The 13,055-nt window shown below is 73.2% G+C and carries 13 protein-coding genes; 9 read left to right on the top strand and 4 right to left on the bottom strand.

Annotated elements, in window-relative coordinates; genetic code table 11:
• Positions 1-261: 261 nt before the first annotated feature.
• Complete coding sequence (locus LNW73_RS12340) at positions 262-984, bottom strand: hypothetical protein (RefSeq protein WP_250989948.1); 723 nt, start codon at positions 982-984, stop codon at positions 262-264.
• Between the two features lie 241 nt (positions 985-1,225).
• Between LNW73_RS12340 and purN the strand changes: the two genes are divergently transcribed.
• Positions 1,226-1,849: a phosphoribosylglycinamide formyltransferase gene (purN, locus tag LNW73_RS12335; protein WP_138359403.1), complete on the top strand. Its 624-nt coding sequence runs from the start codon at positions 1,226-1,228 to the stop codon at positions 1,847-1,849.
• Positions 1,846-3,408, top strand: coding sequence for a bifunctional phosphoribosylaminoimidazolecarboxamide formyltransferase/IMP cyclohydrolase (gene purH / locus LNW73_RS12330; protein WP_250989947.1), 1,563 nt, complete (start codon positions 1,846-1,848; stop codon positions 3,406-3,408). The genes purN and purH overlap by 4 nt, the downstream gene beginning before the upstream one ends.
• 55 nt (positions 3,409-3,463) lie before the next feature.
• On the opposite strand, the gene LNW73_RS12325 is transcribed toward purH, so the two are convergent.
• Positions 3,464-4,096, bottom strand: a complete 633-nt coding sequence (locus LNW73_RS12325; protein WP_250977341.1) for an RDD family protein — start codon at positions 4,094-4,096, stop codon at positions 3,464-3,466.
• A 205-nt stretch (positions 4,097-4,301) separates the two neighbouring features.
• Here LNW73_RS12325 and LNW73_RS12320 point away from each other — a divergent pair, with 205 nt between their 5' ends.
• From LNW73_RS12320 to LNW73_RS12295, 6 genes are all read left to right on the top strand, one after another.
• Positions 4,302-5,168 carry a bifunctional methylenetetrahydrofolate dehydrogenase/methenyltetrahydrofolate cyclohydrolase gene (locus LNW73_RS12320; RefSeq protein WP_250977342.1) on the top strand — a complete coding sequence of 289 codons (867 nt, stop codon included), beginning with the start codon at positions 4,302-4,304 and terminating at the stop codon, positions 5,166-5,168.
• On the top strand, positions 5,158-5,598 hold the full coding sequence (locus tag LNW73_RS12315; protein WP_250989946.1) for a DUF3017 domain-containing protein: 441 nt from the start codon (positions 5,158-5,160) through the stop codon (positions 5,596-5,598). The genes LNW73_RS12320 and LNW73_RS12315 overlap by 11 nt, the downstream gene beginning before the upstream one ends.
• A gap of 181 nt (positions 5,599-5,779) precedes the next feature.
• The gene (locus tag LNW73_RS12310; RefSeq protein ID WP_250989945.1) at positions 5,780-6,769 is read left to right on the top strand and encodes a malate dehydrogenase; all 990 of its coding nucleotides are present in this window, start codon (positions 5,780-5,782) and stop codon (positions 6,767-6,769) included.
• Positions 6,770-6,959: 190 nt separating this feature from the next.
• A complete protein-coding gene (locus LNW73_RS12305) occupies positions 6,960-8,567 on the top strand; it encodes a hypothetical protein (RefSeq protein ID WP_250989944.1) in 1,608 nt (535 codons plus the stop codon).
• Positions 8,564-9,136 (top strand): hypothetical protein, encoded by a 573-nt coding sequence (locus tag LNW73_RS12300; protein ID WP_250989943.1) that lies wholly within the window; start codon positions 8,564-8,566, stop codon positions 9,134-9,136. Before LNW73_RS12305 ends, LNW73_RS12300 begins: the two co-directional genes overlap by 4 nt.
• Before the next feature lie 13 nt (positions 9,137-9,149).
• Positions 9,150-10,112, top strand: a complete 963-nt coding sequence (locus LNW73_RS12295; RefSeq protein ID WP_250989942.1) for a hypothetical protein — start codon at positions 9,150-9,152, stop codon at positions 10,110-10,112.
• Here LNW73_RS12295 and pdxR read toward each other — a convergent pair whose 3' ends face one another.
• Positions 10,113-11,567, bottom strand: coding sequence for a MocR-like pyridoxine biosynthesis transcription factor PdxR (pdxR, locus tag LNW73_RS12290; protein ID WP_250989941.1), 1,455 nt, complete (start codon positions 11,565-11,567; stop codon positions 10,113-10,115). It abuts the gene before it with no gap.
• Positions 11,568-11,616: 49 nt separating this feature from the next.
• On the opposite strand from pdxR, the gene LNW73_RS12285 reads away from it, so the two are divergent.
• Positions 11,617-12,090 carry a carboxymuconolactone decarboxylase family protein gene (locus LNW73_RS12285; RefSeq protein WP_250989940.1) on the top strand — a complete coding sequence of 158 codons (474 nt, stop codon included), beginning with the start codon at positions 11,617-11,619 and terminating at the stop codon, positions 12,088-12,090.
• On the opposite strand, the gene LNW73_RS12280 is transcribed toward LNW73_RS12285, so the two are convergent.
• The gene (locus LNW73_RS12280; protein WP_250989939.1) at positions 12,087-12,938 is read right to left on the bottom strand and encodes a hypothetical protein; all 852 of its coding nucleotides are present in this window, start codon (positions 12,936-12,938) and stop codon (positions 12,087-12,089) included. The genes LNW73_RS12285 and LNW73_RS12280 overlap by 4 nt on opposite strands.
• Positions 12,939-13,055 lie beyond the last annotated feature (117 nt).

The following is a 13,055-nucleotide window of genomic DNA, read 5'->3' as shown; positions in this document are numbered from 1 at the left end:
ACGCACAGCCCCAGGGCGGGCGCCAAGCTCGCTACGGCCGCCGGCCCGCAGGAGTCCGGACCCGCCGGCAGGCGAAAGGGCGGGTGGGTGGGGAAAGGCCCGCCGCAGGCGTGACGGTGGGGCGGGTGTCCATGGCCCCCCACCCCCGCCGGCAGGCGAAAGGGCGGGTGGGTGGGGGAAAGCTCGCCGCAGGCGTGGCGGGCGCGCGGGTGTTCCACGGGCCCGCACCCCTGCCGGCAGGCAATTCGCCCGTCCGGAGGACTACCCGTCGTTGCCCAGGAAGGAGCGGACCGGCTTCGGGAGGAGGTCCTTGCAGGATTCGCTCGACGGGGCGGTGAGGGCGTCGCGCTTGCAGGTGTAGTAGTCGTTGTAGACGAACTGGAGGGTGAAGCTCGCGGCGACGATCGCCAGGGCGACCGCGCTCGTGATGATGCCGCTCCAGGCCGCCGCCGCGAAGGACCGCTGGGAGGCGGGGTTCGCGGAGGGGTTGGGGCGGGGGGTGTCGGCGCCGGACGCGGCGAGGGCCGCTGCCGCTTCGGCGCGGGCGGCGGCGCGGGTCTCGGGCTTCATGCGCAGGGCGCTGATGCCCCAGTAGAGGGCGAGGGCGCCGAGCAGCAGGCCGATCTCGGTCCAGTGCAGGATCGCGAAGATCAGCGCCCAGCCGCCGCAGACCAGCGCGTAGCGGGAGCGGCGCTGGGCGGGGTCGGTGGGGTCGAAGCGTGAGCCGTTGGGCTGCGGCGGGGTTTCCGGGCCGCTGGGGCGATTGCCGAAGCCGTCCTGGCGGCCGGGCTGCTGGTTGCTCCACTGGCCGCCCCAGCCGGGCGGCGGCGGAGGCGGGGTGCTGTCGTCGTCCTCGGGCGTGCCTTCGGGGCGCCGCGGCTGCCAGGGCTGTTCGGGGGCGCCTTCGGGCGGCGGGGCGAACGGGTTGTCCTGCTGATCGCCCTCGGGCGCACGCAGCGCGATAGTGATCTGTCCGCTGCTCATGATTGGTAGCGCCATCCCCTTGCCGTCGACTCCTCATGTCGTATGCGTCACGCGCAGGGCGCGCGATTGCTGTTCCTGCGGAAGACGCTACCGTCCGCGCGCTCCCCCGTCCCGTGGGGGGACCTTCGCGTGCCGGTATCGTTGCTGACGGCCGACGGCCTCGTAGGGTTCCCCGAATCGCGGGATCCGTCGGCTCATACGATCCTCCAAATCCGCACGGTCTCGAGAGAGAGCCCCGCCAGTGGCTGCGCAAACCCCGGCTCGTCTAGTCGTTCTCGTCTCCGGTTCCGGGACGAATCTGCAGGCGTTGCTCGATGTCATCGAGAGCGATCCCGCGTACGGCGCGCGGATCGTGGCGGTCGGTGCCGACCGGGACGGCATCGCCGGTCTGGAGCGGGCGGAGCGGGCCGGGCTGCCGGTTTTCGTGGTGAAGGTGAAGGACTACGCCGACCGGGCGGGGTGGGACCTCGCGCTCGCGGAGGCGACGGCGGAACACCGGCCGGACCTGGTGGTCTCGGCCGGCTTCATGAAGATCGTGGGGAAGGAGTTCCTCGCGCGGTTCGGGGGACGGTTCGTCAATACGCATCCCGCGCTGCTGCCGAGCTTCCCGGGCGCCCATGGCGTCAGGGACGCGCTCGCGTACGGCGCGAAGGTGACGGGCTGCACCGTGCACTTCGTCGACGACGGCGTCGATACCGGCCCGATCATCGCCCAGGGGGTGGTGGCCATCGAGCCGGATGACACGGAGGAAGCGCTCCATGAGCGCATCAAGGAAGTCGAGCGAGGGCTGCTCGTCGACGTCGTGGGGCGGCTGGCTCGCGACGGGTATCGCATTGAGGGACGAAAGGTATTGATTCCGGCATGAGCGCCGAAGGTACGAAGCGGCCGATCCGCCGCGCGCTGGTGAGTGTGTACGACAAGACCGGGCTGGAGGAGCTGGCGCGCGGACTGCACGAGGCGGGCGTCGAACTGGTGTCGACGGGGTCGACCGCCGCGCGCATCGCGGCCGCCGGGGTGCCCGTCACGCCGGTCCAGGACGTCACCGGCTTCCCGGAGTGCCTGGACGGCCGGGTCAAGACCCTGCACCCCAAGCTGCACGCCGGGATCCTCGCGGACCTGCGGCTTGAGGACCACCAGCGGCAGCTGGCCGAGCTCGGCATCGAGCCGTTCGAGCTGGTGGTCGTGAATCTGTACCCGTTCAAGGAGACGGTCGCCTCGGGCGCGTCGCCCGACGAGTGTGTGGAGCAGATCGACATCGGCGGGCCTTCGATGGTCCGCGCCGCCGCCAAGAACCACCCCTCGGTCGCGGTCGTCACCAGCCCCGGGCACTACGCGGACGTCATCGCGGCCGTCAAGGACGGCGGGTTCGACCTGACGCAGCGCAAGCGGCTCGCCGCCGAGGCGTTCCAGCACACCGCGTCGTACGACCTGGCGGTGGCGATCTGGTTCGCCGAGGGGTACGCGGCCGACGAGAGCCCGTTCCCGGACTTCACCGGCGTCGCCCTCACCCGGCAGCACGTGCTGCGCTACGGCGAGAACCCGCACCAGCCCGCCGCGCTCTACAGCGACGGCAGCGGCAAGGGCCTCGCGGGCGCCGAGCAGCTGCACGGCAAGGAGATGTCGTACAACAACTACACGGACACCGAGGCGGCGCGCCGGGCCGCGTACGACCACACGGAGCCGTGCGTCGCGATCATCAAGCACGCCAACCCGTGCGGGATCGCGGTCGGCGCGGATGTCGCGGAGGCGCACCGCAAGGCGCACGCCTGTGACCCGCTGTCGGCGTTCGGCGGGGTGATCGCGGTCAACCGTCCGGTGAGCGTGGAGCTCGCCGAGCAGGTCGCGGAGATCTTCACCGAGGTCATCGTCGCGCCGGCGTACGAGGACGGCGCCGTCGAGGTGCTGGCCCGCAAGAAGAACATCCGGGTGCTGCGCTGCGCGGACGCGCCGAGCGGCTCGGGCGAGTACCGGCCGATCGAGGGCGGGGCGCTGTTCCAGGTCAAGGACCTGCTGCAGGCCGAGGGCGACGACCCGGCGAACTGGACGCTGGCGACCGGCGAGGCGCTGGACGCCGCCGAGCTGGCGGACCTGGCCTTCGCCTGGCGCGCCTGCCGCGCCGTGAAGTCCAACGCGATCCTGCTCGCCAAGGGCGGCGCCAGTGTCGGCGTCGGCATGGGGCAGGTCAACCGGGTGGACTCGGCGAAGCTCGCGGTGGAGCGGGCCGGCGAGGAGCGGGCGCGGGGTTCGTACGCGGCCTCCGACGCCTTCTTCCCGTTCCCCGACGGGCTGGAGATCCTGCTCGCGGCGGGCGTCAAGGCCGTGGTCCAGCCGGGCGGTTCGGTCCGTGACGAGCTGGTCGCCGAGGCGGCGAAGAAGGCCGGCGTGACGATGTACTTCACCGGGACCCGGCACTTCTTCCACTGACCGGCGGAGACGTAGAGCGGCCCGCACCCCCTCGGGGGTGCGGGCCGTCGCCGGTCTACGGGCGCTTCACCACGACGGTGTGCATGATCTTGTCGGCGAAGGTCTGGTTCTTCTCGTCCCACAGCGGCCACAGGTAGCCGATGTAGCAGGCCATCCCGTCGAGGGCGTGGCACAGCCGGCGGACGAACGCCATCCCGAAGCCCAGCACCTGGCCGTCGGCCTCGCGCAGCAGGTGGATGCCGGCGATCTTCTTGCCGGGGGTCTGACCCGTGGAGCCTTCCCGGTAGCAGAGCCACAGGGTGCCGGCGAGGCTCAGCATGCCGCCGATGGCGATCATCGCGAGGGAGCTGCCCGGCATGGGGGGTACGGGGCAGGTGTCGGTGTTGGCCGCGTCGCACTTGTCGACCGCGTCGACGAACACCTTGAGGAACTTGATGTAGCCCACGGCGAGCAGGACGGTCGGCACCAGGCCGACGATCAGGAAGTCCAGCAGCGTGGCGCCGGCCCGCGCGCCCCAGCTCGCCAGCGGCGGCATCCCCGGCGGCAGGCCGCCCTGCGGGTACCCGTACTGGCCCTGGTTCTGCTGCGGGAACTGCGGCGGCTGCTGCGGGTAGCCGTACCCCTGCGGGGACTGGGGCGGCTGCTGCGGCTGGCCGTAAGGGTTGTTGGGGCCGGGCGGATAGCTCACGTGCGGTTTCCTCCGAGCGGGGACGTGGAGCGTGGGGACGAGGGGCACATCGTCGTGGCCACGGTGGCGGCAGCGCAAGGCGCGCGGTGGCGGCGGATCGGCCACGGAGTCAAGGGCGCGTCAAGGCGCGGCCGAGGGCGGGGATCGGATAACGATCCGAGGCCCGGATTCGTCGGCGGGACCCCCCATCCGGAAAGATGGGGTCATGACCGCCCAGATTCTCGATGGCAAGGCCACCGCAGCCGCGATCAAGTCCGATCTCACGTCCCGCGTGGCGTCGCTCAAGGCCCAGGGCATCGTGCCCGGTCTTGGCACCCTGCTGGTCGGTGAGGACCCGGGCAGCAAATGGTATGTCGCGGGCAAGCACCGCGACTGCGCGCAGGTCGGCATCGGCTCCATCCAGCGCGAACTGCCCGACACCGCCACCCAGGAGGAGATCGAGGCGGTCGTCCGGGAGCTGAACGCGAACCCGGAGTGCACCGGCTACATCGTCCAGCTCCCGCTGCCCAAGGGCATCGACACCAACCGGGTCCTGGAGCTGATGGACCCGGAGAAGGACGCCGACGGGCTGCACCCGATGAGCCTCGGCCGCCTCGTGCTCAACGAGACCGGCCCGCTGCCGTGCACCCCGAACGGCATCGTCCAGCTGCTGCGCCACCACAAGGTGGAGATCAACGGCGCGCATGTGGTCGTCGTCGGCCGCGGCATCACCGTGGGCCGCTCGATCGGCCTGCTGCTGACCCGCCGCAGCGAGAACGCCACCGTGACGCTGTGCCACACCGGCACCCGCGACCTGAGCGGGCTGCTGCGCCAGGCGGACATCATCGTGGCGGCGGCGGGCGTCGGGCACCTGGTCAAGCCGGAGGACGTCAAGCCCGGCGCGGCCGTGCTGGACGTCGGTGTCAGCCGCGACGGCGAAGGCAAGATCGTCGGCGATGTGGACCCGGGCGTGGCCGAGGTCGCCGCCTGGATCTCCCCCAACCCCGGCGGTGTCGGCCCCATGACCCGCGCGCTGCTGCTGGCCAATGTCGTCGAGGCTGCCGAGCGCGCGGCTGCGGGCCATGGCGGCTGAACCGGAGCCCGGAGAGGTGGCCGCGGGCGAGGCGGCGGCCGGCCCCCGGCCGCACCGGTACGCGCTGTGGACGCGGACCACCGCCCGCCCCGAGGGCGGCGGCCGCGCGGCCGGCCGGGACGCCTCCGCGCCGGCCCGGCAGTGGCCGATCCTGGTGGTGCTCGGCGGGGTCGCGCTCGGCCTGGTGCTGACCGCGGCCGATCACTTCCGGGCGGGAACGGTGCTCGTCGGCGCGGCGCTGCTGGTGGGCGGTGCGCTGCGGTTCACGCTGCCGTCGGTCGGCATGCTGGCCGTGCGCAGCCGATTCACCGACGTCATCACGTATCTGGTGCTCGGTACCGGCATCGTGCTGCTGGCGCTGATGGTGCAGCCGGATCCGATCCTGGACGTCCCGTTCCTCGAGGACATCATCCGCTTCTCGGTGCGCTGATCCCGGTGCCGGCCCGGAAATCGCGCGGCGGTGACCGGGGCCACACCGGGGCGGGTCAACTGTTCCGCCGTGGCGCGATAGCCTGACGGCGGGTCTCTTGATGCCGAGAGACCCACGTTCCGGGGCTAGGGACGCTGCCGGGGCGGCCAGATTTCCCGCAGGAAAAGGCCAGGAGAAGGCAATGACTCGCACCCCCGTCAACGTCACCGTCACCGGAGCGGCGGGCCAGATCGGCTACGCGCTGCTCTTCCGCATCGCGTCGGGCCATCTGCTCGGCTCGGACGTGCCGGTGAACCTCCGCCTCCTGGAGATCCCGCAGGGTCTCAAGGCCGCTGAGGGTACCGCCATGGAGCTCGACGACTGCGCGTTCCCGCTGCTGCGCGGCATCGAGATCACCGACGACCCGAACGTCGCCTTCGCCGGTGCGAACGTCGCCCTGCTCGTCGGCGCCCGCCCGCGGACCGCCGGCATGGAGCGCGGTGACCTGCTCTCCGCCAACGGCGGCATCTTCAAGCCGCAGGGCAAGGCGATCAACGACAACGCCGCGGACGACATCAAGGTCCTCGTCGTCGGCAACCCGGCCAACACCAACGCGCTCATCGCGCAGGCCGCGGCCCCGGACGTACCGGCCGAGCGCTTCACCGCGATGACCCGCCTGGACCACAACCGGGCGCTCTCGCAGCTGGCGAAGAAGACCGGCACCACGGTCTCCGACATCAAGCGCCTGACCATCTGGGGCAACCACTCGGCGACCCAGTACCCGGACATCTTCCACGCCGAGGTCGCCGGCAAGAACGCCGCCGAGGTCGTCAACGACGAGCAGTGGCTCGCCGACACCTTCATCCCGACCGTCGCCAAGCGCGGCGCCGCGATCATCGAGGCCCGTGGCGCCTCCTCGGCCGCCTCGGCCGCGAACGCCGCGATCGACCACGTGCACACCTGGGTCAACGGCACCGCGGCCGGCGACTGGACCTCGATGGGCATCGTCTCCGACGGTTCCTACGGCGTTCCGGCCGGTCTGATCTCGTCCTTCCCGGTCACCACCAAGGACGGCGCCTTCGAGATCGTCCAGGGCCTGGACATCAACGCGTTCTCCCGCACCCGCATCGACGCTTCGGTGAAGGAGCTCGAGGAGGAGCGCGACGCGGTCCGCGCCCTCGGCCTCATCTGAGCCCAGCGCCTCACGCACAGCACCCGACGGCCCGCCGCCGGTCCCCGGGAGGGGCCGGCGGCGGGCCGTCGCGTTGCACGGGAATATGACTCCGGAACCATTCGGGCAGCGGTCGTGTCCTTTATCCTGAGAACTCCGGATTGCGCTCAACTCGCGTTGTTCAGACATGAGTTCGACGATCGGGGGCCGAATGTCCGTTCCCGTGCACCGTGACTCCCGTACGGAGGCCACCCGCCTGCTGTGCGCGGGGGTCTATCTCGACATCGACTTCCGCAGCCAGGTCATCGAGCAGCTGGTCCAGCACGAGGAGCGGCCGGTCGCGCCGTCGCTGGGCGTCGACGCCGTACCGGTCCTGGCGTACGCGCTGCGCGCCCGCAGCGAGGAGGTGCAGACGTCGCTGCTGCTGCTCTTCGGGTGGGCGCTGTTCCTCGCCGTCGACTTCGGCGCCGGCGGTCCGGTGCCGGGTCTGCCGATGGCGTGGGCGCTGGCCTACGCGCTGCTGTGCATGGTGCTGTGGTCGGCGCGGGCCGCCACCGGCCTGGGCACCGCCGTCTACACCCTGGACCGCACCACCCTGCGCAAGGCGCTGACAGGCCGCCGTGGACGGCTCACCAAGCTGGTGCCCCTCGGGCCGCGGCTGCTGCTGGCGGTCTACTGGATCGCCGCCCTGACGGTGTTCTTCACCACCGGTGCGGCCGACTGGCCGGCGGTCTTCTTCCCGCTGCTGCTCGTGGTGCCGATCTGGATGCACCGCGCCCATGTCTCGGGCGTGATGCGCCATGAACTGGCCCGCGCGCGGTTCGCCGTCCTGCCCCGCGCCCAGCTGCCCACCAGCGACGCCTACCGGCGCATCGGGGCGGCCATCGAGCGCGAGCAGCACGCCGGGCTCACCATCTACGACCCCTTCCGGCCGTTCATCGGCGCGGGATCCCCGTACGAGCCCTGGTCGTTCGCGCTGGAGCTGAAGCGGCGGCCGTCGGCGGACCCGGAGCTGCCCCCGCTCACCAGCCGCACGATCATCGAGCTGATCCGGCCGCGGCTGGAGGCACTGCGCCAGTCGGCGGCGGAGACCAGCAGGGACCGGCTCAAGGACCTGGAGATCGAGGAGTTCGTCTATCTGCCGGTCGGGGTGCCGCGCGGCGAGGTCTCCTACGAGCAGCAGGTCGTCAGCCGGCACCTGGCCGACGCGGTCGACGAGGGCGGCGAGGCCCGCCGGCACTTCCTGCGGATCCGGGTGGGCGCCTGGGACGAGCAGGTCGTGGTGTCCCTGCTGGTCCGGGTGCACACCCAGGGCGGGATGCTCGTCCTGGAGGTCGCGCCGCACATCCTGAGCCCGATCCGACCGGAGTACCGGGCGGTCGACGTGATCGCCGGGCGCGGCTCCGAGGACGTGCTCCGCGACGGCGTGCGCGCCCTGCTGACCGGCCCCACCGCCAGCTTCGCCGCCGCGGTCTCCAGCGTCCGTACGCTCACGGCCGTGTTCAGGACCTGGCTGACCGACGCGCAGCGCGCGCTGCCGGACGGGCCCACGACCTCGGTGCGGGAGATGGGCAGCTCGCAGGAGGTCTCGCTCTTCCAGGAGATGGACATCAGCCGCTACGTGAAGACGATCCAGGACCGGATCGCGAGCGGGGTGCGGGACGCGCTGAGCGGCCAGGGGTACGAGACGGACCGCTTCGAGCAGCAGATCGTGCAGGTGAGCGACGGCAGCGTCTACATCGGGTCGATGAGCGGCGGCGCGGTGGCCGCCGGCAGCGGGGCGCAGGCACGCAACACGACGGGGGGAGACGGGAAATGACGACGGACCGGGGCGGGCACGAGCCCGCCGAGGACGACGCGGCACCGGAGCCGGCGGCGGGCGACGCGCGGGACGCCGGCGGCGGGGTCTCCGTAGGGCGGCTCTCGGGCGGGGCGGTGGCCAGCGGGTACCGGTCCTCGGCCGAGGACCGCTCCGAGCGGATCGGATCACCCCCGCCGGACGACGGTCCCGCGGCCGCACCGGCGGTGCCGCCGCCCGGCCCCGGCGGGATCAGCGTCGGGACGATGACGGGCGGCGCGGTCGCGGCCGGGCGGGAGGCCAGTGCCGTCGACGCGTCACGGCAGCTGATCTCCGCGTCCCCCGAACTGATGACGGCCGTCAGACTCCTGCGCGCGCAACTGCCGTTGCTGGCCCGGACGGAGGACGATGGTCTCGACGAGGTCGAGGGGGAGCTCGCGGACGTCGCGGGCGAGATCGACCGGACCGGGCGGGCCGAGCGCGGCCGGCTGGAGCGGCTGCGGTCGCTGTTGGTCAGCGGCAGCACCGCGGCCGGCGGACTGGCGTCGGCCTTCGCCGTCGTCCAGGCCATCGCCCAGCTGCTCGGATGAGGAGGGGGCCGACATGAGCCATTGGGACGCGGACCGGCAGCAGTGGGTGCGGGGCCCACAGGCCGGACAGCCACCGGAGGAGCCGTACGAGCCTCCGGTGTACCCACGGGAGGAGCCCTACGAGCCTCCGGTGTACCCGCCGCCGCCGGTCCACCGGCCGACGACGCACGACGCGACGCGGTACGAACCGGTCCTGGGGCCCGCGTTCGGCCCGCCGCTCGGCCTGCCCCCGGGCCCGCCACCGGGACCGCCGCCGGGCTGGTCGCGCGCGACCGTGCTGACGGCCGTCGTCGCGTCCGTGGTGCTCGTGGCCGGGCTCGGATTCGGCGGCTGGGCGCTGCTGCGCCACCAGGACGGGAACAAGGGCGCCCAGCCCGGGTCGAGTTCACCGCCCTTCGACGAGCCGTCGACGGACGGCCCGACCGACGGCCCGACGGACGGCACGACCGATCCGGGGACCCCGTCGGAGTCGACCACCGACTCGCCTTCGTACAGCCCGAGCACGGACGGCCGGAGCACGGCGCCGGCCGGCTACGTCCGGACGTCCGACCCGGCCGGCTTCACCCTGGACGTTCCCGAGGGCCGGCAGCGCAGCACGGAGGGCGACAGCGTCTTCTACAAGACGGCGGACGGCAACAGCCTGATCCAGGTGTTCGCGCTGCGGGGTCCCGAGACGACGCCGTACGAGTCCCTGGTGGCGACGGAGGTGACGGTGTCGAAGAACCCCGGCTACCACCGGATCGGATTGCAGCAGCTCGGTTCGGGTGCGGGCGACCCCGCCCAGCTCGAATACAGCTACGTCCGTGCCGACGGCACCGTCCGGCACGTCGTCGTCCAGGCCTTCACCGACCCCAGCACCGTCCAGTACGCGCTGCTGGTGGCGGGCCCTGACGATGACTGGACCGCGCACCAGGAGGTCTTCAGGAACCTGCTGTCGTCGTTCTGCACGACCGGCCACTGCCCGTCCGGCGGATGATCAGCGGCCGTCGCCGGCCGCTCCGGCGAGCAGCGCGCACAGCGCGTCGAGCGCGCCGGTGAAGGCGTGTTCCGGCGGGGTGCCGAAGCCGACGACCAGGGCGCCGGGACCGTCCGCCGGGCCGTTGTAGGCGTCGAGCCCCGCGAGGGCGAGGCCCGCCCGGCCCGCGCGGGCGACGAGGTCGCTCATCGCCGGTGAGCCGGGCGGCAGTTCGAGGACGGCGTGCAGCCCCGCCGCTATGCCCGACACCCGCACCCGGGGGGCGTGCGCGGCGAGCGCCGCGACCAGCCGGTCGCGGCGCCCGCGGTAGTGCAGCCGCATCCGCCGCACATGGCGGTCGTAGCCGCCCGAGCGGATCAGTTCGGCGAGCGTGAGCTGGTCCATGACGGGGGAGTGGCGGTCGGCGGACCGCTTCTCGGCCACCACCGCGTCGAGGAGCGTCGGCGGGAGGACGAGCCAGGCCAGCCGGATGCCGGGCGCCAGGCTCTTGCTGGCGGTCCCGGCGTAGACGACCTGGCCGGGGGCGAGCCCCTGGAGCGCGCCGACCGGCTGGCGGTCGTAGCGGAACTCACCGTCGTAGTCGTCCTCGATGACGGTCCCGCCGGTGGCCCGCGCCCACTCCACCACCGCGGTGCGCCGCTCGGGCGAGAGCGACGCGCCGGCCGGGAACTGGTGCGCCGGCGTCAGCAGCACCGCGTCCGCCGCCGGGCGGTCGTGCGGGCCGAGCCCGTCGAGCCGGGCGCCGCCGCTGTCCACGGGCAGTTCGACGGTGCTGAGGCCCGCCGTGCGCAGGATCCGGCGGGTGTCGGGGAAGCCGAGCCTCTCGACGCCGATCCGGCGGGCGCCGCGGTCGCGCAGCGCGCGGGCCAGCAGCCCGATCCCCTGGACGAACCCCGTGCAGACCAGGATCAGCTCCGGATCGGCCCGCACCCCCCGCACCCGCGCCAGATACTCCGCGAGCGCCTCCCGCAGCTCGGGGCGCCCGCGCGGGTCCGAGTAGCCGAAGGCTTCGTTGGGCGCGGCGGCCATGGCGCGGCGGGCCGCCGCGAGCCAGGCGCCGCGCGGGAACGCCGACAGGTCGGAGCTGCCGGGCCGCAGATCGTAGGGGTAGCCGTCGGCGGCCGGATTCCCCAGCAGCAGCAGCCCCGCCTGCTCGGGCACGGCCCGCCGGCGGGCCGGGCGGGGTGGCGGCGCACTCCCCGCCACCTGCGTGCCGGAGCCCTGCCGGGCGGCCAGCCAGCCCTCCGCGACCAGCTGGCCGTACGCGTCGGCGACCGTGTTGCGGGCCAGGCCGAGATCCTTGGCCAGAGCCCGCGACGACGGCAGCCGGGTCCCCGCGGCGAGCCGGCCGTCCCGTACCGCCTCGCGCAGCGCCCGCTCCAGACCGGCCCGCGCACCGGTGCCTGCGGTCAGGTCCAGATGGAGGTCGACCCCGGAAATGGCCCAGTCGTTCATCCTCCAAGTGGACCATGCGACGGGGCCACTGTCCGCTTAGCGTGGAGCCATGACTTCGAACGACCAGACCCCCGTCCCCGCTCCCGCCCAGCGCATCAACCTGATGAAGGCCGCCCCCGACGTCTACGAGGCGATCGTGGCGCTCAACAAGGCCGCCGCCCACGGCCTCGACCCGGTCGTCGCCGAGCTGGTCAAGATCCGCGCGTCCCAGCTCAACGGCTGCGCCTTCTGCCTGGACATGCACACCCACGACGCGAGCAAGCTCGGTCTGTCCGAGCAGAAGCTCCACGGCATCGGGGTCTGGCGCGAGACGCCCTTCTTCACCGCCCGCGAGCGCGCCGCCCTCGCCCTCTCCGAGGCCGTCACCCGCCTCGGCGAGCACGGTGTCCCGGACGACGTCTTCGACGAGGCCGCCCGGCAGTTCGACGAGGCCGAGCTGGCCCGGCTGATCGCCATGTGCATCACCATCAACGCCTGGAACCGGATCGGCGTCACCACCCGCCTCTCGCCGGCCGCGCGCTAGGCGCTCTCCGGCTCCGGCGGCGCGCCGCCCTCCCCGAACCGGGCCAGGGCCAGCGCGCCGAGCACCGCCAGCGCGAAGCCGGCGAACGCCAGCGGTGCCAGCCCCGGCCGGGTGCGGTCGCCGAGCGCGATCACCCCGACCAGGGCCGGCCCGACGGTCTCGCCGATCACCATTCCGGCGGTGGCGGCGGTCACCGAGCCGCGCTGCAGGGCCGACGTCAGCAGCAGGAAGGCGGCACCGCCGCCGATGAGCAGCGCGTAGGCCGCCGGATTGCTGAGCACGGCGCCCGGCGACAGATCGTCGACCAGCCGCACGGACACCTCGACGACCCCGAACCCGATCCCCGCCCCGAACCCCAGCGCGGCGGCCCGCGCCCGGTCCGGCAGCCGCCCGGCGATCACGCCGAGCCCCAGCACGGCGAACGAGGTGGCCAGCACGCCCCACCGCAGCGCGGTGCTCCCGACTCCGTCGCCCTCCCGCCCCGACGCGAGCCCCAGCATCCCCAGCCCGCCGCACACGGCGGCCACCGCGGCCCACTCGACGCCCCTCAGCCGCACCTTCAGCATCCGCGCGGCGGCGACCGCGGTGACGGCCAGGCTGGCCGCCAGCGCGGCGCCGACGGCGTAGATCGGCAGCACCCGCAGCGCCACGAGCTCGAGCGCGAACCCGGCGGTGTCGAGCCCGAGCCCGGCCACGTACCGCCACTGCCGCAGCGCCCGCATCAGCAGCCGGGCATCCACCCCTGACCCGCTCCCCGGCGTGGCGGCCCGCGCCGCGACGGCCTGGAACACCGAGGCAATCCCGAAACAAACGGCTGCGCCGAGCGCGCAGAGCATTCCGACGACCATGCGCCGACCTTAGGTCCGCCGGACGGGATACGACGGGAGGACCCGGCCCCGCGCAGCCCGGCCTCAAACGCCGGCCGGGCTGAAAGATCGCCTCAAACGCCGGCGGGCTGAACGACA

Origin of the sequence: Streptomyces sp. RKAG337 (assembly GCF_023701715.1) — a bacterium.
Taxonomy (GTDB): domain Bacteria; phylum Actinomycetota; class Actinomycetes; order Streptomycetales; family Streptomycetaceae; genus Actinacidiphila.
Note: the sequence above shows the minus strand (reverse complement) of the source record. Positions and strands in the feature narration are given on the sequence as shown.

Excerpts from the sequence above, each read along its gene's own strand:
- pdxR (WP_250989941.1), bottom strand. The coding sequence starts at position 11,567 with ATGAACGACTGGGCCATTTCCGGGGTCGACCTCCATCTGGACCTGACC.
- LNW73_RS12315 (WP_250989946.1), top strand. The coding sequence starts at position 5,158 with ATGGCGGCTGAACCGGAGCCCGGAGAGGTGGCCGCGGGCGAGGCGGCG.
- LNW73_RS12310 (WP_250989945.1), top strand. The coding sequence starts at position 5,780 with ATGACTCGCACCCCCGTCAACGTCACCGTCACCGGAGCGGCGGGCCAG.
- LNW73_RS12300 (WP_250989943.1), top strand. The coding sequence starts at position 8,564 with ATGACGACGGACCGGGGCGGGCACGAGCCCGCCGAGGACGACGCGGCA.
- LNW73_RS12295 (WP_250989942.1), top strand. The coding sequence starts at position 9,150 with ATGAGCCATTGGGACGCGGACCGGCAGCAGTGGGTGCGGGGCCCACAG.
- LNW73_RS12340 (WP_250989948.1), bottom strand. The coding sequence starts at position 984 with ATGAGCAGCGGACAGATCACTATCGCGCTGCGTGCGCCCGAGGGCGAT.
- LNW73_RS12285 (WP_250989940.1), top strand. The coding sequence starts at position 11,617 with ATGACTTCGAACGACCAGACCCCCGTCCCCGCTCCCGCCCAGCGCATC.
- LNW73_RS12320 (WP_250977342.1), top strand. The coding sequence starts at position 4,302 with ATGACCGCCCAGATTCTCGATGGCAAGGCCACCGCAGCCGCGATCAAG.
- purH (WP_250989947.1), top strand. The coding sequence starts at position 1,846 with ATGAGCGCCGAAGGTACGAAGCGGCCGATCCGCCGCGCGCTGGTGAGT.
- LNW73_RS12305 (WP_250989944.1), top strand. The coding sequence starts at position 6,960 with ATGTCCGTTCCCGTGCACCGTGACTCCCGTACGGAGGCCACCCGCCTG.
- LNW73_RS12280 (WP_250989939.1), bottom strand. The coding sequence starts at position 12,938 with ATGGTCGTCGGAATGCTCTGCGCGCTCGGCGCAGCCGTTTGTTTCGGG.